Genomic DNA, 23,209 nt, shown 5'->3' with positions numbered 1-23,209 from the left:
CCCTGTTTAACGCTTGGGTGGTGATTAGACGATATCGATATCGACCACGGAGTCGAAAATATGGTTCGGGCGAAACGGCATGCGGTCGATATCGGCGACCTTGCTCACCCCGGAGAGCACCAGCACCGTCTCGAGACCGGCCTGAAAGCCCGCCAGAATGTCGGTGCGCAGGTTGTCGCCGATGATGATGGTGTCGTCGGAGTGGGCCTCCATCCGGTTGAGCGCCGCACGGATGATCCAGGCGCTCGGCTTGCCGACATAGAACGGCTTCTTGCCGGTCATCCGCTCGATGGGGGCGCACAGGGCGCCGCAGGCCGGGTGCATCATGGGGCCGTGGGTATCGGGGTTGGTCGCGATAAAGCGGGCCCCCTGATCGACGAACTTGGCCCCCTGTTGCATCATGGTCCAGTTGTAGTTGCGGGTCTCGCCTACCACCACGAAGTCGGGGTCGATATCGGTGATGGTGAAACCGGCTTTGTAGAGCTCGTGGGTCAGCGCCCCTTCACCGATCACATACGCCTTCTTGCCATCCTGACGCTTGAGGAAATCGGCGGTACCCATGGCGGAGGTGTAGAAGCACTCCTCCGGCACTTCGATACCTGCGGAGCGGAAGCGGTTTTGCAGATCTTTCTGGGTCTGGGCCGGGTAGTTGGTGAGGAACAAGAGCTTGCTGCCCTGCTCCAGCAGGCGATGGACGAAACGGTCAGCACCTGGGATGAGATCGTTGTTGTGCAGGATGACACCGTCGATATCGCAGATGACGTTCTTCTTCATGAAAACTCCTTGTCAAGGCGCAGGCGAGCCGCCAATCGGTAAGATGTTCAATCATTTATGATTTTTGTGACGCCATTATAAGTCTGTTTGATGACAAGTCTCCCCTGTCTCGCCACTTGGGTGCACAATAAAGTTGTCATGGTGTCAGTCTGGTGGAGGGGCTGACGCCGGGATCACTTTGCTGCTGGAGCCGTCGCTATGGACACCCCGATTCCCAAGCCCGTCACATCCGAACACCTCACCGCCGCGCAATTTATCGCCGGACTGCCGAAACTGGAGCTGCACCTGCATATCGAGGGCAGCCTCGAACCCGAGCTGATGTTTGAGCTGGGCCGCCGCAATAACATCCCGCTGCCCTGGCCTGATGTGGCCAGCGTGCGCGCCGCCTATGATTTTGACTGCCTGCAATCCTTTCTCGACCTCTACTATCGCGGCGCCAGCGTGCTGGTGACCGAGCAGGATTTTTTCGACCTCACCTGGGCCTATCTTGAACGTTGCGCTGCTGACAAGGTGGTGCATGTGGAGATCTTCTTTGACCCGCAGACCCACACCGCCCGCGGCGTCCCCTTTGCTACTGTGCTGGGCGGTATCGAGCGGGCGCTGCAGACTGGGGAGCGGGAGTTTGGCATCAGCTGGCGGCTTATCATGAGCTTTTTGCGCCACCTCAGCGAGGATGAAGCGTTCGCTACGTTGGAAGAGGCTATGCCCTTCCTGTCGCGCATTCACGGCATCGGCCTCGACTCGGGGGAGAGGGGCAATCCGCCGACCAAGTTTGCCAGGGTCTTTGCCAAATGCCGCGAGCTGCGGCTGCCGGTGGTGGCCCACGCCGGTGAAGAGGGGCCTGCCGACTACATCTGGCAGGCGATCAACGAGCTGCAGGTATGCCGTATCGATCACGGAGTGCGCTCGGCCGATGATCCCGAGCTGCTGCGCTATCTGGCCGATACCCGCTTGCCGCTTACCGTCTGCCCCCTCTCCAACACCCGGCTCAAGGTGTTCGGCAATATGGCCCAGCACAATGTGCTGCGGCTGCTGGAGCAGGGGCTCTGCGTCACCATCAACTCGGACGACCCCGCCTACTTTGGCGGCTATATGAATGCCAACTTTGCGGCGCTGGCCGATGGCCTTGGCGCGACCATGAGTCAGCTATGTCGCTTGTCGCTCAATGCGGTGGAGGCGAGCTGGCTCTCTCTGGCCGACAAGGCGCGGCTGACCAGGGAGATCCGCAGTTATGCCGCGACTCACGGGGTGATCCTGCATTGAGTCAGGCGCCAATGAAGTCGAGATGACATGCAGTAGATATAAAGAGAGGCCCGCCATCACTGGCGGGCCTCTCTTATTTTAAAGGCTGGTGTGATTTCTGGAGGAGGGCTGTATTACGCCACTCGCACCAGAAACTTCTCGCCCTGTCCTTCGTGCTTGAAGCGCTCGAGCTGGGTAGGCAGTGCCTCAAAGTCGCCGACCACCAGCGGCGGCAGGGTCAGCTCGCCGCTCGCCATCTGCGCCATCATGGCGACCCCGGCGGCGACCAGTCGGCTCCACTGTTTGTCCGAGCCAAAGGCGTGCTGGGCGCCCAGTGCAATCTCGTGTAACGAGTGGCAATGGGCAAAGGCGGGCAGCGGATTGTGCGGGATGCGCCCCAGCACAGTCACCATATGGCCGTAGTAGCCAAGGGCGGGCAGCAGGCTCTCTGCCTGTTGGCTCGAGACCAGATCGATGATCCCCTCGAACGGCTCGTTGCCGTTGGCGGCCTGCAAGGTGGCCAGCCAGTCTGGTTCCCGATAATCGGCCACCCCCTGCACGCCGATCTGTTTGAGCCACTGATGGTGGCGTGGGCTGGCGCTGGCAAAGACCCGCGCTCCTTGCTGGAGGGCAAGTTGCACCGCAAATCGGCCGACACTGCTGCCGGCACCTGTGATGAGCAGTGCTTCCCCGTGCAGGCGCGGCAGCTTGGCCAGTGCCTGCCAAGCGGTGAGACCGGGACAGGGCAGGGCGGCGGCGGCCTCGTCACTCAGGGCATCGGGCACCGGCAGCAGGGCACGGGCCGGTACCCTGGTGTGGCGGGCAAAGCTGCCGTGGTGGCGCAGGTCGGTGTGATAGGCGACCCGGGCACCGAGGCGCAGATGGCTGACGTTGGCGCCGAGGGCCATGATAGTGCCCATGCCATCAACGCCGGGCACCTGACCGTCCTGCCAGTGGGAGTGGCCATATTCGATCAGCTTCCAGTCCACCGGATTGAAGGCGATAACCCGGTTTGCCACCAGCACCTCGTCAGGGGCGAGCGGTGCCAGGGGCAGATCGGCGAGGGTCAGCTGGGTTGGTTCACCGGGGGCATGCCAGCACCAGGCTTGGGTGTGATTCATGGTGACTCCTTGTGAAAGCGAGGGGAGAGAAGAACGAGATTATTGCAGCAGTGATTCGGTCAGTCATATCACTGTTGCTAATGCGCAACAATACGGCAGGCCCCAACCTGTGGGGCCTGCGTTACGTGGCCGATTGGTCATCGGCAATCAGCGGCTGGTGGTTGCGTCATCAGCCTGATAGACGGGGTAATCGGTCAGCCCCTTCTCGCCGCCGCCGAACAGGGTGGCCGGATCGTGGGGGGCCAGCGGATAGCCGTGGCGCAGCCGGTTCGGCAGATCCGGGTTGGCGACGAAGGGGCGGCCAAAGCCAATCATGTCGGCCCAGCCCGCTTCGAGGGCGGCGCGAGCCCGCTTGCCATCATATTTACCGGCGTAGATCAGGGTGTTGGGGAAGGCATCGCGCAGACCCTGCTTGAAGTTCTCCGGCATCAGGGGGGCATCGTCCCAGTCCGCTTCGGCGATGTGCAGGTAGACCACGTTGAGTTGGCCCAGCAGTCGGGCGGCGGCCAGATAGGTCTCCTGCGGGTTGGCATCGACGGTGCCGTTGAGGGTGGTGAGCGGCGCAAGGCGCACCCCGACCCGGTCAGCCCCGATCTCGCTGCAGACCGCTTCGGTCACCTCTTTGAGGAAGCGCAACCGGTTCTCCAGCGATCCGCCATAACTGTCGGTGCGGGCGTTGGATTCGGAGTCGAGGAACTGGTTGATCAGATAACCGTTGGCGGCGTGCAGCTCGATGCCGTCAAAACCGGCGCTGATGGCGTTGCGAGCCGCCTGACGGAACTGGCCCACCACTGCATCGATATCGGCCTGAGTCATGGCGCGCGGGGTGACGGTCTCGACAAAGCCCGGCACATCGCTGCCGTTATCGACGAACACCTTGACGCCCACTGCGGGCAGGGCTGAAGCGGAGATGGGCTGGGCGCCGCCGATGTTGTCCGGATGGGTGACCCGGCCCACGTGCCAGAGCTGGGCGAAGATGGTGCCCCCCTTGGCGTGTACGGCATCGGTCACCCCTTTCCAGCCAGCGATCTGCTCGGCGCTGTAGATGCCCGGCGTCCAGGCATAGCCCTTGCCCATGGGGTCGATTTGGGTGCCTTCGCTGATGATCAGGCCCGCCTCGGCGCGCTGGGCGTAGTAGCTCGCAATCATGGTGTTGGCCACATCACCCGGCTGACTGGCACGGGAGCGGGTCATGGGGGGCATGACGATGCGGTTGGCAAGGTGCAGCTGGCCAAGGCGCAGCGGGCAGAACAGGTGATCGTGGCTCATCTTGAGTTCCTCATGGTGGAAGTGAGGCCACTTTATGCCGCCATCTTGTTGTGAAAAAGAGGGGTAATTGCACAAGAGAATTGTGCTTGATGCAGCAATCAGCACAAACCGCCGGGAAAGAAGGCGTTGAGGCATAAAGTTGAAGCATAAAAAAGAGGGCCGTCTGGCCCTCTTCTATTTTCTGCTGGTGGCAGGCTCAAGCCGCGGCGGGCATCACTTTCACCCGCTCGATGCGCCGCTCGCTCACCTCGATCACCTCGAAGTTGAGCTGCTGCAGTTGCAACTGCTGACCCGGGGTGGGCAGGGTGCCGAAGTGGGAGAGCAGCATGCCCGCCAGGGTCACGTATTCATCGCTCTCGCTCACCAGCCCCTCGTACTCCAGCACCTGCTCCACATGGTGGATGTTGGTGCTGCCGTTGATCAGCCACCCTTCGCCATCGCGCACGATATCCGGGGTTTCGTCCTCGTCCGGCAGTTCGCCGACGATGGCCTCCAGCAGGTCGTGGGTGGTGACCAGCCCCTGAATGACGCCAAACTCGTCGGAGACCAGAATAAGGCTCCCCTTGGCTTTGCGCAGCTCCGCCAGCAGGCGGATCACGTTGATGGTCTGCGGCACGATTATGGGATCGTTCTGCTTGGCCAGTTCGCTCAAGGATTGCCCTTCGTTCAAGGCAAACAGCAGATCGCGCGCCTTGACCACTCCGATCACCTCGTCCAGATCCCCGTCACAGATAGGGAACAGGCTGTGGGGCTCGCGCTGCAGCAGGGCGCGGATCTCGTCGCTGGAGTCGTTGATATCGATCCAGGCCATCTCCGAGCGCGGGGTCATGATGGTGCGAATGGAGCGCTCGGCCAGCGACAGCACGCCGGTCACCATATAGCGCTCCTCCTCGCCAAAGCTGAGCGGTTCGGCAGGTGCGGCATCCAGATCGTCATCCGGTCTGTCCTGATACGCCTTGCTCCCCATCAATTTGAAGATGGCGGCGGTGGTGCGCTCACGCAGGGGCAGCTTGGATTCGTGACGCATGGCGCTGCGCTGGGCCAGCTGGTTGAAAAACTCGATCAGCACCGAGAAGCCGATGGCCGCGTAGAGGTAGCCCTTCGGAATATGGAAGCCAAATCCTTCCGCCACCAGGCTGAAGCCGATCATCAGCAGGAAGCTCAGACAGAGCACCACCACGGTGGGGTGGGCGTTGACGAAGCGGGTCAGCGGCTTGGAGGCGAGCACCATCACCACCATGGCGATGGTCACGGCGGCCATCATCACGCCAAGGTGTTCCACCATGCCGACGGCAGTGATGATGGAGTCGAGCGAGAAGACCGCATCGAGCACCAGAATTTGGGCGATCACCACGCCAAAACTGGCGTAGGCGCCGACCGGGCCGTCATCCTGGGGTTTGGCTTCCAGTCGCTCATGCAGCTCGGAGGTAGCCTTGAATAGCAGGAACAGGCCGCCCCCCATCAGGATCAGATCCCGACCGGAGAAGGGGTGATCCCACAGGTGCAAAATCGGGGTGGTAAGGGTAACCAGCCATGACATGATGCTCAAGAGCCCAAGTCGCATCAGCAGGGCCAGCGACAGGCCGATAATGCGCGCCTTGTCCCGTTGGGCGGGGGGCAGTTTTTTCACCAGGATGGCGATAAAGACCAGGTTGTCGATCCCCAGCACGATTTCCAGGACGATCAGGGTAAACAGACCAATCCAGATGTGGGGATCCAGCAGCAATTCCATTGTATGACCTCAATAAAAACAGACAGAGCAGAGAGTGATCACGGCGCACGATGGCCGCAGTAACAGCAAGGCAAAGGTGTTATTCAGAGGCGCTGATGAAGCAGAAAAAGATAGGCTTTGACAGAGAGAGACGAAGGGCAACTTCGGGGATTGTCCATGATGGGCAATAAAACCTCGGGTGAAAAATGAGCCCTGATGATAGCGGCTGGCGCCGATTTGGCAAGAGCCGCGTCAGTGGGCGTCATCGGGGGTTGTGATGCGACAGGGGGAGGCGGCCGCGTCGCGCTCCCCCGTGCGGTCGTTACAACCAGCGCTTTTCGCGGGTGAAACAGACCGACAGCCAGGCATCGCCAAGGCTATCGCCGAGGCGGGACCAGAGCTCCTGGCGCAGGGCATCCTGCCGTTCGACCGGCCACTCCTGGCCCGGTGCCACCAGAATGTTCAATTCCAGATCGAAGCGGCGCCCGCTCTTGGCCAGATGGCTGTAGCACTCGACGCCATGGCGCTGGCGCAGCGCCTCGACTTCGCTCTCGACCAGTTGGGAGACATCCCCTCTGGGGGCAATTTTCAGCACTTCCCGCAGGTTGCGACCGAGCACCTTGATGGGAATGAGGGTGGCACAGAGGGCCAGCAGCGAGACCAGCACCGGGTCTATGTAGCGGTTGTATTGGCCGTAGCCGATGGCATCGAGGCCGATGGCAACCACAAAGCCAATCAGCAGAGTGGCGCTGAGCAGGGTATCCACCAGCCACTCCTTCGAGTCGACCCTCACCAGTTCGGAGTCAACCTGCTCGGCGACCTGGGCTTCAATCCGGTAGAGGATGGCGCAGAAGAAGGTGGAGACAACGGCATAGATAAGGGCGTGGCCGAGATCGATCTCCCGTCCGCCAGCAAGCAGGGTGGTGACGCCGTTGTAGAGTGCCGCCAGACAGAGCAGCAGAATAATGGAGCCGTTGATGACGTTGGCGATGGGCTCGAAATGAGCGTAGCCATACTGGAAGCGGTCATCGGAGGGGCGGGTAACAAGATAGGCTGTGATGAGGCCAAGGCCCGTCATGCCCATGCTGAACAGGGTGAAAATACCATCGAGCATGATGGCATTGGAGCCGACGAACAGGCCGTAGCTGATGCCGAAGATGGCGAAAGTGATGCAGCCAAACAGCGACAGGGTGAGTGCCTGCTTCTCTGTGGTGACCAGCGTACTGATAACATGGCTGTGGTGAGCCATAAAAGTCCTCCTTTCAAATGGTTAATATTGCTACGCGCAAGGGGTTTTCTAGCTGATATACTGCCCGCTCACATGTGAGCGGACTGGCCTGATTGCCATTGATAGGCGAGGGGCCAGTCGTAGTCGCCGGGGTGCCGGCATCAAGCAAAATAAGGGAACAAGGATTCATGATCCCGAGACTCGATTACCAGGACAGTTTGTCACCCACAACCCTGTCGTTCCTAGAGTTGCTAGGGCGCAGCGCCTTTCGTGGTGATATCGAAAAGTCTTATGCAAGCCGGTTGGCGATGGCGACGGACAACAGTGTCTATCAGGTAGTACCTCAAGCGGTTCTCTATCCGCGCAGTGCGGATGACATAGCAGTGATGCTCAAGCTGGCGGCTGAGCCGGCGTACCACACTCTGAGTTTTTTCCCTCGCGGTGGCGGTACCGGCACCAACGGTCAGTCATTGGGCGGCGGCATTATCGTCGATCTCTCCCGTCATATGAACCAGATCATGGAAATTAATCTGGAAGAGGGGTGGGTACGCGCCCAGGCCGGGGTGGTGAAAGACCAGCTCAATGCCTATTTGAAGCCTCACGGCTACTTCTTCTCGCCGGATCTCTCCACCTCCAACCGCGCCACTCTGGGTGGCATGATCAACACCGATGCCTCGGGGCAGGGCTCGCTGGTATACGGCAAAACCTCGGATCACGTGCTCGGCCTCAAAGCCGTGCTGGAGAATGGCGACCTGATGGCGACCGAACCGCTGACCGGCGAGCGACTGGCCGACAAGCTGGCGCTGGAGAATCGGGAAGGGGAGATCTATCGCACCCTCTATCGTATCGGCAAGGAGCGCCGAGCCGACATCGAGGCGACCTTCCCCAAGCTCAACCGCTTTCTGACCGGCTACGATCTCAAGCACCTCTATCAACCCGATACCGACACGCTGGATGTGAGCCGGGTACTGTGCGGATCTGAAGGGTCTCTCGGCTTTATCACCGAAGCCAAACTCAATATCACGCCAATCCCGCGCTACCGCACCCTGGTCAACGTCAAGTACGACAGTTTCCCCTCCGCCCTGCGCAACGCCCCCTTTATGGTTGAGGCCCAAGCGCTGTCGGTGGAGACGGTGGATTCCCGGGTGCTCGGGTTGGCCCGCGCCGACATCATCTGGCATTCGGTGAAAGAACTTATTCAGGATGTGCCCGGCAAGGATCTGCAGGGGCTCAACATTGTCGAGTTTGCCGACACCGACGAAGCTGCGCACAAGGTCAAGGTAGCTGAGCTATGCCGCCGTATCGACGCGCTGCTGGCCAAGGGTGAAGCTGGGATCATCGGCTATCAGGTGTGTGATCACCTGCCGAGCATCGAGACCATCTACGCCATGCGCAAGAAGTCGGTGGGGCTGCTGGGCAACGCCGAAGGGCGCAAGAAGCCTGTGGCCTTCACCGAAGATACCGCGGTGCCGCCAGAGTCGCTGGCTGATTTCATCATGGAGTTTCGCGCCCTGCTGGACGCTCACGGCCTCGACTACGGCATGTTTGGCCACGTCGATGCCGGTGTGCTGCATGTGCGCCCGGCGCTGGATTTGTGCGATCCCGAGCAGGAGGTGCTGCTGCGCCGCATCTCCGATCAGGTGGTGGCCCTTACCGCCAAATATGGCGGTCTGATGTGGGGCGAGCATGGCAAGGGCTTTCGCTCCGAATACAGCCCCGCCTTCTTTGGCGAGCTGTGGGAAGAGCTGCAGCGGGTCAAGGGGGCGTTCGACCCGGCCAACCGCATCAACCCGGGCAAGATCTGTATCCCCTACGGTAGCGGCGCCGAGCTGGTGTCGGTGGATGGCCCCAAGCGTGGCAAGTATGACCGCCAGATCCCGCTCGCGGTGCGCACCAGCTACACCCGCGCTATGGATTGCAACGGCAACGGCCTCTGTTTCACCTTCGAGACCGACTCCCCCATGTGCCCCTCGGTCAAGATCAGCCGCGATCGCCGCCACTCCCCCAAGGGGCGGGCGGGCCTGATGCGTGAATGGTTGCGTCAGTTGGCGGAGCAGGGCTTCGACCCGCTGGCGGAAGAGGTGGCGCTGCAATCCGGTGGTGTGCGCTTCAAACAGCTGGTGGACAAGGTGCGCAACAGCTGGGCCAAACAGCGCGGCGAGTATGACTTCTCCCACGAGGTGATGGAGGCGATGGCCGGCTGCCTTGCCTGCAAGGCATGTACCAGCCAGTGCCCGATCAAGGTGGATGTCCCCGATTTTCGCGCCCGCTTTATGCAGCTCTACCACGGCCGCTACCTGCGCGCCCCCAAGGATTACTTCGTCGGCACGGTGGAGAGCTATGCGCCGCTGCTTGCCAAGGCGCCGAAGCTGGTCAACTTCTTCCTCGAAAAAGAGTGGGCCCAGAAGGCGACCGAGAAGAGTATCGGCATGGTCGATGTGCCGCTGCTCTCGGTGCCTACCCTTGCCGAGAGCCTGCACGATAACCGCGCCCGCTATTTTGATCTGCCGGGACTGGAGCGGATGAGTGCCGAGCAGCGCAAGCAGGTGGTGCTCATCGTGCAGGATCCCTTCACCAGCTATTATGATGCCCCCGTGGTGCGCGACCTGGTGAAACTCGCCAGCAAGCTCGGATTCCAGCCCTACCTGCTGCCCTTTAAACCCAACGGAAAACCCCAGCATATCAAGGGGTTCCTGCGTGCCTTTGCCCGCACAGCTGCCAACAGCGCCCAGTTCCTCAACAAGGTGGCGGCGCTTGGCATTCCCATGGTGGGGGTGGATCCGGCCATGGTGCTCTGCTATCGCGACGAATATGCCAAGGCGTTGGGGTCGGCCCGCGGTGATTTTCAGGTGATGCTGCCTCAGGAGTGGCTGCTCTCGCTGCCGGCTGATCAACTGCCTGCTAGTGCCAACAAGGCAAAGAGCGAGGAGGGGAGCGAGCCCTGGTATCTCTTTGCCCACTGCACCGAGAAGACCGCCAAGCCCTCCACTCACGGCGACTGGAGTACCCTGTTTGGCCGTTTCGGGGCCAGCTTGCAGCCGGTCTCTGTGGGTTGCTGCGGTATGGCGGGCACCTATGGCCACGACGTCAAACAGGTGGAGAATTCCAAGGGAATTTATGGGTTGAGCTGGGCCGAGCCACTCGCTCGTCTGCCCAAGGGACGCTGTCTGGCGACCGGTTATTCGTGCCGCAGTCAGGTCAAGCGGATGGAGGGGGAGAAGCTAAAACATCCATTGCAAGCCCTGTTGGAGCTGCTCTGATGCTGCGTTTCCCCAAGCGGTTTCGGGTGCCGAAGGCCTATCGGCACCCATTCTTCTTGCTACTGCCCGCTACCCCTGCTCAGGCGGTGGTAGAGTTTGTCGCCATGTTGCGCGAGCGTGAGCAACTGCATCAACTGTTTCGTCTGAATGATGTCTGGCCCTCTGCCAATTTCAGCTTGAGCCAGCACGAAGGGGATCTGGAGTGGCAGCAGTCGGAATTTCTGGCCAAGCGCTCCTTTGCCTATGGCCTCTGGAGTCCGGATCGGGAGCCTGAGTTTTGGGGAGGCGTCTACCTCTATCCATCGGTGCTGCCGGAGGTGGAGGTCGAACTCTTCTTCTGGAAGGTGGCCGAGGCGCCCATCGCTGATGAGGAGCTGGAGACGCAGTTGCGCGAGTGGCTCGCCAGTGTGTGGCAGTGGCCAGAACCCCGCCTACCGGGACGAGATGTGCCCTGGGCTGAGTGGCCCGGCGTTACCTACCCTTGGTGACATCCCGCTTAAGGGCATGATTGTGTAACATGCAGCTCCGGGTCGGGGCTGCGTTGTTACCACGTCACCCGGTAACCAACCACTCAAATAACTGAAACATTTTGCCGATGGAGGGCGTTTCACTCATATCGCTACGCATTCATCGCTTACATAAGGAGTCTGCTCGCAATGAGTCACGATATTGCGCCCATCTGGCGTAAGCCTATGAGCCTTGAGGGGCTCAACGCCACCTCTCGCAACACCCTGATGGCCCATCTTGATATCCTCTACACCGCCTTTGGCCCAGACTGGCTGGAAGCGACTATGCCGGTGGATCATCGCACTCACCAGCCTCTTGGCATGCTCCATGGCGGCGCGTCTGTGGTGCTGGCAGAAACCTTGGGATCGATTGCCGCCAACATGGCAGTGGGGCCAGATAGTTATTGTGTGGGGCTGGAGGTTAATGCCAACCATCTGCGGGCCAAGCGGGAAGGGATGGTGACCGGGCGTTGCTCGCCGCTCCATCTGGGGGCAACAACCCAGGTGTGGCAGATTGAAATTCGGGACGAACGTGAGCGTTTATTGTGCACCAGCCGACTGACCATGGCGGTGCTCAAACACAAGCGGGGCAAGGACTCCAGCGAGGAGTGATCTGCAATAACGCACTATGAGTGCAAAATAAGCAAGCCATACTCGCCAGATCCCTCTATAATTGCCAACGTCTTGAGAGGCTTATCACATTTTTCAAGACAGCAGAACAAAGTGGCGCTATAATCGCCGCCTTTTTGCTATTCCGCGGTGTTAGCCGCCTGCCTTAATCTGGAAGAATCTATGTCTGATACCGAACAACTGCCCCTTTTTAGTGAGCTTGGACTGGCCGCGCCTGTATTGAAAGCGCTGCAGGACGTGGGCTATGAGCGCCCGTCACCGATCCAGGCCGCAGCAATTCCCCACCTGATGGCGGGACACGATCTGCTGGGGCAGGCGCAAACCGGTACAGGGAAGACCGCTGCTTTTGCCTTGCCTCTGTTGTCTCGTCTGGAAGCTGGTAACCGCAACACCCAGATCCTGGTGCTGGCGCCTACCCGCGAACTGGCGCTGCAGGTGGCTGAAGCGTGCCAACGCTATGCCCACCACATGCCTGATTTCCACGTGCTGCCGATCTACGGTGGTGCCTCCTACGAAACCCAGACCCGCGCCCTGCGTCGTGGTGCCCAGGTTGTCGTCGGTACTCCGGGCCGCGTGATGGATCTGATCCGTCGCAAGAACTTGGATCTCTCCGGCCTGAAAGCTCTGGTGCTGGACGAAGCGGACGAAATGCTGCGTATGGGCTTCATCGACGACGTGGACTGGATCATGGAGCAGTGCCCGAGCTCTCGTCAGGTTGCTCTGTTCTCTGCCACCATGCCGGAGCAGATCCGTCGCGTGGCCCAGAAGCACCTGAAGCAGCCCAAAGAGATCAAGATCGCCTCCAAGACTGCTACCGCTACCACTATTCGCCAGCGTTACTGGCAGGTAACCGGTCTGCACAAGCTGGACGCCATGACCCGTCTGCTGGAAGTGGAATCCTACGAAGCCCTGCTGGTATTCGTACGTACCAAGAACGCTGCCGAAGAGCTGGCTGGCAAGCTGGCCGCCCGTGGCCACGCCTGTGAAGCGCTGCACGGCGACATCCCGCAGAAGCTGCGTGAGCGTACCGTTGACAAACTGCGTCAGGGCCAGCTGGACATCCTGATCGCCACCGACGTAGTTGCCCGTGGTCTGGACGTTGAGCGTATCACCCACGTAGTGAACTACGACATTCCGTACGACACCGAATCCTACGTTCACCGTATCGGCCGTACCGGTCGTGCCGGTCGCAAGGGCGAGGCCATCCTGTTCGTGGCTCCGCGCGAGCGCCGCATGCTGCGCGCCATCGAGCACGCAACCCGTCAGGCCATCGAGCCGATGAAGATGCCGAGCACCGAGGACATCAACCAGCACCGTCTGGCCAAGTTCAAGGAGCGCATCCGCGAAACCATGATGGGCGAAGAGCTCGAGATCTACCACAACCTGGTAAACGAGCTGATCGAAGAAGATTCTGCCGATCCGCTGGAGCTGGCTGCCGCACTGGCCAAGCTGGTACAGGGCGACCAACCGCTGCTGCTGGATGACTCCATCCCGGATCCGCTGTTCAACAACAGCAACGATCGTGGTGGCTTCGAGCGTCGTGACTTCAACGATCGCGGCGGTCGTGACTTCGGTGACCGTGGCGATCGTCCGGCCCGTCGCATGCCGTCCCTGGAGCCGCGTCCGCTGAAAGACAACCCGGATGTGGAGATGGAGCGTTACCGCGTAGACGTGGGTGCCCATCACGGTGTCAAGCCGGGCCAGATCGTGGGCGCCATCGCCAACGAAGCGAACATCGAGAGCCGCTTCATCGGCAACATCGACATCGCTGACGACTTCTCCACCGTTGACCTGCCCAAGGGCATTAGCGCCGATGTGCTGGAAGTGATCAAGAAAGCCCGTGTTTGCCAGCGTCCGCTGCAGATCACTCGCTACACCGAGGTGCCGGCCGGTGGCAACACCAGCAGCCGTCCGCCCCGTGGTGATCGTCCGTTCCGTGGCGACCGTCCTTTCAACAAGGATCGCCGTCCCCAGGGTGACCGTCCGTTCAACAAGAGCGGGGAGCGCCGTGAAGGTGGCTTCAACAAAGATCGCAAATTCGGTGGCAAGCGTCGCGAAAGCTGATTGCTGATCCCGTTATGAAGAAGGCCGCTCATTGAGCGGCCTTTTTTTGTATCTGCGATAGGGACTGTACCGTCAGTTTGCCTGTGTGGGGTCATATTTCTGTTCCACAAGCCAGGTCGAGAGCCAAAGGGAGATGAATATTTTCCGATGCAGTTGTGACATTCGGAGCCAGGATGCCATGCTTTTGGTGGCATTCGGGTACAGCCTGATGCTGGTTGCCTGTTGTGGTGAGCTGGTTGCAGCAACATTGTTTTGCATTGTGACTCTGCCGTTGTCATGTGGGTGGGCTGAGTGAAACCAATAAAACAAACAGTACGATACGGAGGTCTATCATGGGTGGATGGCTTGGCAGGATGCTGCTGTTATCCGGCTGTCTCGTTTCTGGCATGGTGTTGGCTGATGATCCCTTCCTCAAGATCAAGGGGGATGGCTGCTGCCATGGTAAAGGAGAGGTCGTGTTGACCCGGGCCGAGTTTGAGGCCTTACCTCAGACAGAGGTCAAGACCGAGACCCCCTGGACCGAGGGGGACCACACCTATCGTGGCGTGCTGCTGCGAGATCTGGTCAAGATGTATGGTCTCAAGAGTGGGGAGGTCAAGGCGGTCGCCATCAATGATTACTGGGCGGCTGTGCCGCTGGAAGATGGAGATAAATATGCGGTACTGCTGGCCGAGAAGCAGGATGGCAAGGCGTTGACCCTGCGCAACAAGGGGCCGCTCTGGATCATCTATCCCCTCTCTGATCACCCGGAGCTGAACAAGGAGCTCTATCACAGCCGGATGGTGTGGCAACTGACGGCGATTGAGAGCAAATAAGATGCTGCGCGGCAAGTTTCTGAGCTTGATCCTGATGGTGACTACCTTTTTGGGGGTCGCCATCTGGTCGGTCTGGAACTATGACCGTGCTTTTAATGCTGTGACCCGCTATACCCAACTCTCCGCCTGGGCGTTGGCGCAGCTGGAGCTGGAAATCCGTGGCTTTGATGAGGCTCTTTCTCTCTATCGTACCGGTTCGACCAGTCAGGAGGAGATGAACAAGCGCTTTGATATTGCCTGGAACCGGCTCGATGTCTTCCTGCACGGGGATGAAGCCAGGCCAGTGAGAACGCGTTTTGGGGCTGAACAGGCAGCAGGCAATATCATGGCCCTGTTCGAGAAGTATGAGCAGGACGTGATCAGTGGAGGGCGAGATTCAAAAGAACTTGCTCGCTTCGCCGAGGAGTTGGCGCGGGATCTGGCCGCGATCCGCGATGTGATGGTGAAAAATTTCACCGGCCCATCCGCCATTGCCCAGCGGGAGGTGCTCAATTCGTCGCGTACCCAGAACTTTTTCATTCTGGCCTTCCTGATGTTGGCGACCGTGGTGATGCTGCTGATGTTGTTTCGCGAAGTGCGCCACCAGCACTTTCTGGCGTGGAATGATGCGTTAACCTGTTTGCCAAATCGGGCCTCCCTGATCAAACACCTCAAACAGCTGACGGGACATAAAGGGCGTCCCAGTAGTGTGACTGTCTGTCTGGTGGATCTTGGTCATTTCAGGGAGGTGAATGACAGCTTGGGCTACGAGGCGGGGGATGCATTGCTGACGCAACTGGCCGGGCGGATCCGCGCGGTATCGGTTGACGGTATCTTTGCCGCCCGCACAGGTAGCGATGAGTTTGCCATCATTATTTCCGGTGTCATGCCCACCTATCTGCGCTTTCCATTTCTGGAACAGCTGCGTAATGAGCTTGCCGGGCTCGCCTTGGCGACCGACCCCGCCCACAGGGTACGGGTCTTTATGGGGATCAGCCAGTACGTGCGACCGGTACACACGCCGGAGGAGATGCTGCTGTTTGCCGATATCGCTCTCGACAGTGCCAAGCGCAAGCGGCTGAATCGTTACGTGGTTTTCTCCAGCAGCATGTATCAGCACTATCTGCGTAACCGCCGTTTGTCGACCGAGTTGCGCGAGCTGATCCAGCACCACAGTAATTTGCAGTTGAGCCTCTACTATCAGCCCATTGTCCGTGGTCAAGGTAGGGTGCGACTGGGGGCTGAGGTGCTGATCCGCTGGAATCATCCTGAGTACGGTTTTATACCGCCCCTGGACATCATCTCGCTCGCTGAGGAGAACGGCTTGGGTGAGGCGCTGGGATTATGGGTCTTCCGGCGCTTGCAACATGATCTTGCCACTTTCCCTGGCGACTTGATTGAGCCGCTGGAGATCTCGGTTAACCTTTCCAGCTCCATGTTCAATATGGGGTTGGCAGCCCAGCTGGAAGAGAACATGAAAGATGGACCACTAAGCCTGCAACAGCTGATCGTCGAGCTGACCGAAACTATTGCTCTGGATGATATAGAGCTGAGCAAGCAGATCATCGACACCCTGCGTTAGATCGGAGTGCGCGTGGCTCTCGATGATTTCGGCACTGGCTGGTCATCGTTCTCCTACTTGCGGGAACTCTATTTCGACAAGCTCAAGATCGACCGCTCATTTATCACAGCCATCGACAATGACACCCGACAGGCCCTGTTCGTCGAGGCGATTACCAGTCTTTCTCATCAGCTCGGTGTGCGGGTGGTGGCGGAAGGAGTGGAGAACAACGATGAGCTGAATGCGGTGTTGAGTATCGGGGTGGACGAAATTCAGGGCTACTTCTACTCGAGACCCTTGCCGGTGCAGGACTTTTTGCTGTTCTGCCATCGCTACTTTATCAATCGGAGCATCATGCAGGAGGTCGCACTGGGTTAGAGAGCTGTATCTTTTCATCTTCACCACAAGCTATCTGATGTTGTTCCTCTAGCCGAATCAATAAAGAAGGCGACCATGTGGTCGCTAATGCCAGTCAGTTAAGCCTGAGTGACATTGTTTTTATTGGATTTTTTAACTCCATACTTCTCTGGTCTTGGCTTCACACTGCGGGGTAACTCCGCTCCCGTCATGCCTGCAGCACAAACTGCCTGCTTCTCCAGCTCTGTCATCCGCTTCGGGAGACGCCCCGGTGACAGGTACGGTATGCAGCTCAGTTCATGGATGAGTGACATCGACGCCATGTGAAAACTCCGCTGGTTCGCCGTGTATTCGTTCAAACTCGCCGCCATCATCACCATCTGGTGCGCAGCAGGTTGTACGCCAGCAACACGCCCCACCGTTATTGCTGTATCCCCGCCGCCTTTTTGCCAGGCAGGGTCAGCCGATGTTGTTGCAGGCTGTGCTTCATCTCCCGACAGCCCAACTCGATTTCCCTACGCTGGCTATAGAGCTCGACAATGTCGGCGCCCGGGAAACGCATCGGGTCGACCATCGAGGTCAGCACTTGCCGCTCCTTGCCATTGATGTGGCGGGTCAGCAAGCACGCTGCCACCATGCCAGCCAGTTGCGGGCACTTCCTCCTCGCCTGTGGACTGGTTTTGAGATGCACCAGAGCATTCTGACCTCCTGCTTGCGTACCACCGCTTATTGGGAGCCCTTTTTGAGTGGCAGCAACCAAGTGCTGTTCGCTGCCGGTTGTTTGCCATGCGTGGAGCAGTCGAGGGCGCAGAACCCCTTGTCGAACAGGGTGAGCGAGTGGTCCGGTGTGCGCGATGAGTTGCTTGGCCAGTACTATCTCGTTGACGCCGCAGCTCTCTATGACCGCTTGTACAAGCAGGTGGCTGGTGAGCCCCATCTGGCAGAGCATGCCTACTTGCGGATAGGCAGTCTCGCCATGCCGCGTGCCAGGTTTGGTAAAGACAGCGGCATTGTTCGGGGTAGCACCACACCATCGACGGCGAGTGGCCCAAGCGGGGGGTCTGCTGGTGCCAGCGCGATGCGGTTTCGTGAAACAGCCGTTCGATAATCTTGTCCCCCAGTTTTTGGCGAGCTTGCAGGAAAGCGCTGGGGGCAACGAAAGGGCGGTTGCCGGGCAAAAGGATATCGAGCTGATTGACTAGCTGGGTCATGGGGATGCGGCGGAAGATCGCCATGCCGATGATGATCCGTACCAGACGCTCCATTGGCATACGGCGATGACGCAGGGTGGCGACATCCTCTTCGGCGAGCTGCGTTGTGATGAGCTCGGGAGGAATGAGGTCTGAGAGTGACTCGAACTGAGCGGCATTGCTGGCGTAGAGGAAGTCGGAAACTTGAGCTATATGCATAAAAAATCCGAAACCAATCAACATGTTCTGGATTTTTACACAGCAGAATGATCGATCAGATCCTTAACTGATCGGCATTAGCTCATTGAGCGGCCTTTTTTTGTAAGCACGCCAGGTTGTAAGGACGCAGTGAGCCGTAGATGAGAGTAAAAAGGTACCACGCCTTTTAGTTATCCTTCCTGCTGTCATAACGGCGCGATACGCGGTGACAGCCTGGCCGTGGTCATATGGAGTGATAAGAAGAAGTGTGGGTGTGGCCACCGACGCGACTTGTAGTGCCCTACTGTTGCTCTAAGGGGCGTTCTGGATGAGGTTTCTCCCTTCAGCAGAAGAAGGGCGAATGCCGACGAATGATACTGGCGGCGATGAGCAAGTTCATCTCCCACCCGTTGTTGAATGGGATGTGCCGGGGTCTATTGGATTGAGCCGTCGAGTTGGAGTGGTGTTGCTCATAGAGGCGAGGGCCTGGCGAGAGCGTCCACCTGTTCTTGTCGCTGCAATACTTGTCCGGTATTTGTTTTTCCGGAAAGCAAAAAACCGACCATGAGGTCGGTTTTTTTAAATTTGGCGGTGAGGGAGGGATTCGAACCCTCGATACGTTGCCGTATACACACTTTCCAGGCGTGCTCCTTCAGCCACTCGGACACCTCACCAAATTTTCGTTCGCTGCGCTGTTACGCTGGAACGGGGCGTAATTTAGGGGAAAGGACTGTGTGGGTCAACCTCTTTTCCCCTTATTTTTCATAATCTTTTCCGAATGCTTAACCCTTGCGCAGAATGCCGGTTTTTTAAACCGGATCAGGGCTTATCGAGGATGATCAGACTGTCCGGCAGCTCGTTTTGATCCCGGGTGGCCGGGAAGGCGTCGGTCAGAATGGCGCTAACGCGCTCCACGCACTCCAGAAAACCCTGTTCGATCTCCTTGTTGCGCACGCGCGCCACGAAGTCGTCGATGATCTCCTGCCACTGGCCGTTGTCGATATGCTGGGCGATGCCGTCATCCACCAGTATTTCTACATAGTGCTCGGCGGCCGAGACGAAGATCAGCACCCCGAGCCGGTCGCGGGTGCGGTGCAGCCCCTGCTCGACAAATTGCAGGCGAGCCATCAGCGCAGCCCGGTGCTGGCAAACCTTCTTCGGGATGAGCCGCATCTTGATGGGGGTCCAGTGGAACAGCAGGCTCAGCAGCAGCCAGACCGACCACTGCACCAGCAGGATTTCGTACCAGCCTAGCCAGAAGCCGAGCTGGAACACCAGCAGCGGCGTGAGCATCGCCAGCAGCGCCGCCCAGAGGGTGGGAATGTAGCGATAGCCATCGCTGGCCGGGGCCAGCACGGTGACCAGTTCAGCATCAGTCTCTAGCTCCGCTTCGCGCACCTTTGCCTGAAGCGTGTGGAAGAACTGTTTAGATATCATGATTTGTCTCTTTACTCCTGTTACCAGCCACCGGAGGCTCCGCCGCCGCCAAAACTGCCGCCGCTACCGCTGAATCCGCCGCCGGAGCGACCACCAAAGGAGCCGACACCCAATCCACCAGCCATATAGGCCGACCGACGTCGTCCTCCTGGCCCACCGCCACCACCGCCGCGCAGGTTGTGGAGCACGATCATCGCAATCACCACCAGAATAAACAGCCAGGGGCCGCCACCGTTGTCACTCTTTGGCTGCTCGACCGGCTGATATTCTCCGGCGAGTGCCTTCATGATGCTCTGGCTGCCCGCCATGATCCCGGCCACCATATCGCCGCGCTTGAAGGCGGGCAGGATGCGGCCATGGATGATGTTGGCGGCGATGGCGTCGGGCAGGGCGCCTTCCAGCCCATATCCCACCTCGATCCGCACCTTGCGCTCATCCTGGGCGATCAGCAACAACACGCCATTGTTTTTGCCTTTCTGGCCGATCCCCCAGTGGCGACCGAGCTGGTAGCCGTACTCCTCGATAGTCTCCCCATCGAGGCTATCGACAGAGACCACCACCAGCTGGATACCACTGCGCTTTTCAAAGGCGGCCAGCTGTTGGGTCAGTTGATGGGCCTGTTTGCGGGACATCAGACTGGCTTCATCCACTACCCGTCCGCTCAGCGTCGGGAAGTCCGGTGCCGCTTGCAGGGCACTGGCCCAGAGCAGCAGACAGGGAAGAAACCAGCGCAGCATCATCTTCATTGGAAGCTGACCTTGGGCGCCTCATCGGCACCGGGTTTGGCACTGAAACTGGGTTTGGCCTCCAGATCCGAGTAGAGCAGCTTGGACCAGATAACGCCGGGGAAAGTGCGGATCTCGGTATTGAACTGGCGTACCGCCTCGATATAGTCGCGACGAGCCACCGAGATGCGGTTCTCGGTTCCTTCCAGTTGGGCCTGCAGGGCAAGGAACTGCTGATCCGCTTTCAGCTCGGGGTAGCGCTCTACCACCACCATCAGGCGGGAGAGGGCGCTGGAGAGCTGGTTCTGCGCCGCTTCAAACTCCTTGAGCTGGGCAGGATCGCTCACCTGCACGCTGCCGACCCGGGCACGGGCATCGGTGACCGCCTTTAGGGTCTCCTGCTCATGGCTGGCGTAGCCCTTGACTGTGGCGACCAGATTGGGGATGAGATCGGCGCGGCGCTGATACTGGTTCTCCACCTGTCCCCAGCTCGCCTTGACCTGCTCATCCAGGGTCGGAATGTTGTTCATGCCGCAGCCGGTCAGGCTGAGCAGCAGGGTCAGGGTCAACAGGCTCTGCGCGGTTCTGCGCCAGAGTGATGTGGCCATCTTGTTGTTCTCCTATGCAATTTTGAATGGAACGTATAGCGCCTTGCGAATAGTGCATCACCATACCAGCTTGGGGTCAGTTGCGACAACGCGCAGGAAGTATTGGTGGTTTGTTAATGCCGGAGACCTTGGGCAGTTGGGGCTTGTCCTTGAGCCAGGAGGACAGCTCTTCCCCGCAGCCGTTGCCGGGCGGAATGGGGGCCTGTGGTTCGCAATCGGGGCTGCCTACCGGGCAGCGCAGCCGTACGTGGAAGTGGCTGAAGTGGCCCACCCAGGGGCGCAGTTTGGCGACCCAGGGCTCGTTACCAGCCTGCTGGCAGACCGCGGATTTGATCACCGGATTGACAAAGATGCGGGCGACCTCGGGTTTGCTGGCCGCCAGCCGCAGCAGGGTGAGTTGCTGTGGGCCAAAGCGGCCCGGCAACATCTTGTAGCTGGGTTCGTCGATCAGCGCCCACTCCTTGGGGGCATCCTGCTCCCACTTGCTGATGGGGCGGTTGGCCATGCGAAACCAGATATCGGCATCGAGTCCGGTCTGATGGCTTCGATGGCCGGAGGTAAAGGGGCCGCCTCGGGCCATCGCCAGATCGGCGATGTAGAGATCCGGCAGCCCGGCCATGCGGGTCTGGTTGGCCAGCGCTTGCAGGTAGTGGATAAGGTCGGGGTGGCCGTAGTAGCGTAGCCGCTTGGTGCGGATCACCTGATAACCCGGCCCTTCGAGGGGCAGAGATACACCGTTTTTCAGGCAACCGGCGGCATAACCGCCGATGGCTTCCGCTTGCAATACGGTCGCCAGCAACAGGGACGTCAGCATCTGCGTGCTCCTTGTCTTGCTTCGAGTCGGCTCAGCAATACGAACAGACTCAAACATATCAATAAATAGGCCGCGGCCACCAGCAGCCAGATCTCGTAGACCAGTCCGCTGGAGTTGGCCATCTCGGTGCCGACGAAGGTGAGCTCCTGCACCGAGATAAGGGAAACGATGGCGGTATCCTTCACCAGCGCGATGAGCTGACCGGTGAGGGGGGGCAACATCAGCAGCATGGCCTGCGGCAGGATCACATGGCGCAGCCGCACCCAGGGGGAGAGCCCGAGGCTCTGCGCCGCCTCCCACTGGCCACGGGGGATGGCAGCCAGCCCGGCGCGGACGATCTCGGCGACGAAGGCTGCGCTGATCATGCCAACGCAGAGGGTGCCTGAGATGAGGTTCTCCCAGCGGGCTGGTGGGCCAAACAGCGCCTCTTGCCACGGGGAGAGCGATACGGTGCCGAGCCAGCGGGAGAGGCCGCTCGCAGGCAGCAGCTGGTTGGCGATAAAGAAGTAGAAGATGAAGATAAAGACCAGCGGCGGCAGATTGCGGATCAGCTGGATAAACAGGGTCGCGGGCATCACCAGCCAGGGGCGGCGGCTGAAGGCGGCTACCCCCAGCGCAGTGCCGAGCAGCAGCGCCAGTACCATGCCGAGCAGGGCAATGCGCAAGGTGGTGAGCAGACCGCTGAAAAAGTAGGGCAACTCGCCGTGAGGGCCTGGGGTGAACAGCAGGTCGAAGGCTTCATGCCAGCGCCACTGATAGGCCACCCCGATGTGCAGGCGGCTGGCCAGCCAGAGGCCTGCCTGCAGCAGGATCAGGGCGATCGCCCCATCCAGCCAGTTGATGTTCCGACATGCCCCACGGACGATGCGCCGGATGGTCTCTTTTAGAGCAATCAGCATCAGGGTTTAGCGACCTGTGCTTCCCACGCCAGCGACTTGAACCAGTAGTCATGACGCGCCTTGAGCCAGCCATCGGCCTGGCGGGCGGCGATCCACTCGTTGAACTGTTCAGCCAGGGCATCATCCCCCTTGCGCAGGGCAAAGCCTTCATCGCCTTGTGCCAACGGCTCGGCAAACGGCATAAAGAGGGCATCCGGGTGACGTAGTGCCTCTTGCTCGGGTTTCGGGGAAGAGGAGAGGGCGCCGTGGGCGCGGCCGTTCAGCACCTCCTGAAATACCTGTGACTCGTCATCAAACTGGCGCAGGGTGGCCTTGGGGAAGTGTTCTTTTGCCACCTGTACCGGTGAGGCGCCACGACGTACCGCCAGGATCACCCCGCGCTGGTTGAAGTCCTCCACGGTTTTCTTCTCTTTGGCCATGGTGCTGGAGGCGGCCAGCTGCACCCCCGAATGGGAGTAGGCCTGGGTGAAGCGCACGCTCTTCTCCCGCTCGGGGGTGATGGTGAGGCCGCCGATGATGACGTCATATTTTTTCGCCAACAGGGAGGGGATGATGCCATCCCAGGCGGTAGGCACGAACTCTACCTGCCAGCCGTTATCTGTGGCGAGGCGACGGGCCACGTCAATCTCAAAACCGATTAGCGCCCCCTGCTTGTCGCGCATCGCCCAGGGGGCGAAGGTGGACATGCCGACCCGCAGGGTACCGCTCTGCTCGATCTGCGCATGGGTGTCGGATGGGGTTGTTTCTGCCAGTGCCGGAGTGAGCAGGCTTGCCAGCAGCAGGGCTGCGCCCGACAGGGTGGTCTTGAATGACAGATTCAT

17 protein-coding genes, 1 tRNA gene and 2 pseudogenes are annotated in these 23,209 nt (G+C 59.8%); 7 read left to right on the top strand and 13 right to left on the bottom strand.

Translation table 11 applies throughout. The features are described 5' to 3' along the window. Positions 1–24: 24 nt before the first annotated feature. Positions 25–774, bottom strand: coding sequence for an HAD-IIA family hydrolase (locus tag G5171_RS07855; protein WP_005337281.1), 750 nt, complete (start codon positions 772–774; stop codon positions 25–27). Positions 775–972: 198 nt separating this feature from the next. Here G5171_RS07855 and G5171_RS07850 point away from each other — a divergent pair, with 198 nt between their 5' ends. Further along, positions 973–2,037 carry an adenosine deaminase gene (locus G5171_RS07850; protein WP_421260030.1) on the top strand — a complete coding sequence of 355 codons (1,065 nt, stop codon included), beginning with the start codon at positions 973–975 and terminating at the stop codon, positions 2,035–2,037. Between the two features lie 113 nt (positions 2,038–2,150). Here G5171_RS07850 and G5171_RS07845 read toward each other — a convergent pair whose 3' ends face one another. From G5171_RS07845 to G5171_RS07830, 4 genes are all read right to left on the bottom strand, one after another. Further along, positions 2,151–3,137: a zinc-binding dehydrogenase gene (locus tag G5171_RS07845; protein WP_421260029.1), complete on the bottom strand. Its 987-nt coding sequence runs from the start codon at positions 3,135–3,137 to the stop codon at positions 2,151–2,153. 147 nt (positions 3,138–3,284) lie between these two features. Further along, positions 3,285–4,406, bottom strand: a complete 1,122-nt coding sequence (locus G5171_RS07840) for an alkene reductase (RefSeq protein ID WP_421260028.1) — start codon at positions 4,404–4,406, stop codon at positions 3,285–3,287. A 196-nt stretch (positions 4,407–4,602) separates the two neighbouring features. Continuing rightward, positions 4,603–6,138 (bottom strand): TerC family protein, encoded by a 1,536-nt coding sequence (locus G5171_RS07835; RefSeq protein ID WP_421260027.1) that lies wholly within the window; start codon positions 6,136–6,138, stop codon positions 4,603–4,605. 301 nt (positions 6,139–6,439) lie between these two features. After that, the gene (locus G5171_RS07830; RefSeq protein WP_216979000.1) at positions 6,440–7,366 is read right to left on the bottom strand and encodes a cation diffusion facilitator family transporter; all 927 of its coding nucleotides are present in this window, start codon (positions 7,364–7,366) and stop codon (positions 6,440–6,442) included. Positions 7,367–7,533: 167 nt separating this feature from the next. Here G5171_RS07830 and G5171_RS07825 point away from each other — a divergent pair, with 167 nt between their 5' ends. The 6 genes and pseudogenes from G5171_RS07825 to G5171_RS07800 all read left to right on the top strand — a co-directional run bounded on the left by G5171_RS07825 (position 7,534) and on the right by G5171_RS07800 (position 16,538). Next, on the top strand, positions 7,534–10,605 hold the full coding sequence (locus G5171_RS07825; RefSeq protein ID WP_421260026.1) for an FAD-binding and (Fe-S)-binding domain-containing protein: 3,072 nt from the start codon (positions 7,534–7,536) through the stop codon (positions 10,603–10,605). Beyond that, positions 10,605–11,093, top strand: coding sequence for a hypothetical protein (locus G5171_RS07820; protein ID WP_421260025.1), 489 nt, complete (start codon positions 10,605–10,607; stop codon positions 11,091–11,093). Before G5171_RS07825 ends, G5171_RS07820 begins: the two co-directional genes overlap by 1 nt. Before the next feature lie 168 nt (positions 11,094–11,261). Continuing rightward, on the top strand, positions 11,262–11,723 hold the full coding sequence (locus tag G5171_RS07815) for a hotdog fold thioesterase (RefSeq protein ID WP_421212157.1): 462 nt from the start codon (positions 11,262–11,264) through the stop codon (positions 11,721–11,723). Between the two features lie 180 nt (positions 11,724–11,903). Further along, positions 11,904–13,805 carry a DEAD/DEAH box helicase gene (locus tag G5171_RS07810; protein ID WP_042080464.1) on the top strand — a complete coding sequence of 634 codons (1,902 nt, stop codon included), beginning with the start codon at positions 11,904–11,906 and terminating at the stop codon, positions 13,803–13,805. A gap of 332 nt (positions 13,806–14,137) precedes the next feature. After that, positions 14,138–14,620 (top strand): molybdopterin-dependent oxidoreductase, encoded by a 483-nt coding sequence (locus G5171_RS07805; protein ID WP_115520969.1) that lies wholly within the window; start codon positions 14,138–14,140, stop codon positions 14,618–14,620. A 1-nt stretch (position 14,621) separates the two neighbouring features. Beyond that, positions 14,622–16,538: pseudogene (locus G5171_RS07800) on the top strand (putative bifunctional diguanylate cyclase/phosphodiesterase). A gap of 98 nt (positions 16,539–16,636) precedes the next feature. On the opposite strand, the pseudogene G5171_RS07795 reads toward G5171_RS07800, so the two are convergent. The 8 genes and pseudogenes from G5171_RS07795 to G5171_RS07760 form a co-directional block, all read right to left on the bottom strand. Continuing rightward, positions 16,637–17,926, bottom strand: a pseudogene (locus tag G5171_RS07795) (IS4 family transposase). A gap of 565 nt (positions 17,927–18,491) precedes the next feature. Continuing rightward, positions 18,492–18,579 (bottom strand) — tRNA-Ser (locus tag G5171_RS07790). A 145-nt stretch (positions 18,580–18,724) separates the two neighbouring features. After that, positions 18,725–19,342, bottom strand: a complete 618-nt coding sequence (locus tag G5171_RS07785) for a TPM domain-containing protein (RefSeq protein WP_164537057.1) — start codon at positions 19,340–19,342, stop codon at positions 18,725–18,727. Positions 19,343–19,362: 20 nt separating this feature from the next. Further along, a complete protein-coding gene (locus G5171_RS07780; RefSeq protein ID WP_421260024.1) occupies positions 19,363–20,088 on the bottom strand; it encodes a TPM domain-containing protein in 726 nt (241 codons plus the stop codon). Further along, positions 20,085–20,675, bottom strand: a complete 591-nt coding sequence (locus tag G5171_RS07775) for a LemA family protein (RefSeq protein ID WP_164537055.1) — start codon at positions 20,673–20,675, stop codon at positions 20,085–20,087. The genes G5171_RS07780 and G5171_RS07775 overlap by 4 nt, the downstream gene beginning before the upstream one ends. 76 nt (positions 20,676–20,751) lie before the next feature. Continuing rightward, on the bottom strand, positions 20,752–21,489 hold the full coding sequence (gene mepA / locus G5171_RS07770; protein WP_005346561.1) for a penicillin-insensitive murein endopeptidase: 738 nt from the start codon (positions 21,487–21,489) through the stop codon (positions 20,752–20,754). Beyond that, entirely contained in the window at positions 21,483–22,388 is a 906-nt protein-coding gene (locus tag G5171_RS07765) for an amino acid ABC transporter permease (RefSeq protein WP_164537054.1), read from the bottom strand. The genes mepA and G5171_RS07765 overlap by 7 nt, the downstream gene beginning before the upstream one ends. Further along, positions 22,388–23,209, bottom strand: coding sequence for a transporter substrate-binding domain-containing protein (locus tag G5171_RS07760; RefSeq protein ID WP_421260023.1), 822 nt, complete (start codon positions 23,207–23,209; stop codon positions 22,388–22,390). The genes G5171_RS07765 and G5171_RS07760 overlap by 1 nt, the downstream gene beginning before the upstream one ends.

The sequence above is a fragment of the Aeromonas sp. 600774 genome (assembly GCF_049175075.1).
In the GTDB taxonomy this organism is placed as follows: domain Bacteria; phylum Pseudomonadota; class Gammaproteobacteria; order Enterobacterales; family Aeromonadaceae; genus Aeromonas; species Aeromonas veronii_A.
Note: the sequence above shows the minus strand (reverse complement) of the source record. Positions and strands in the feature narration are given on the sequence as shown.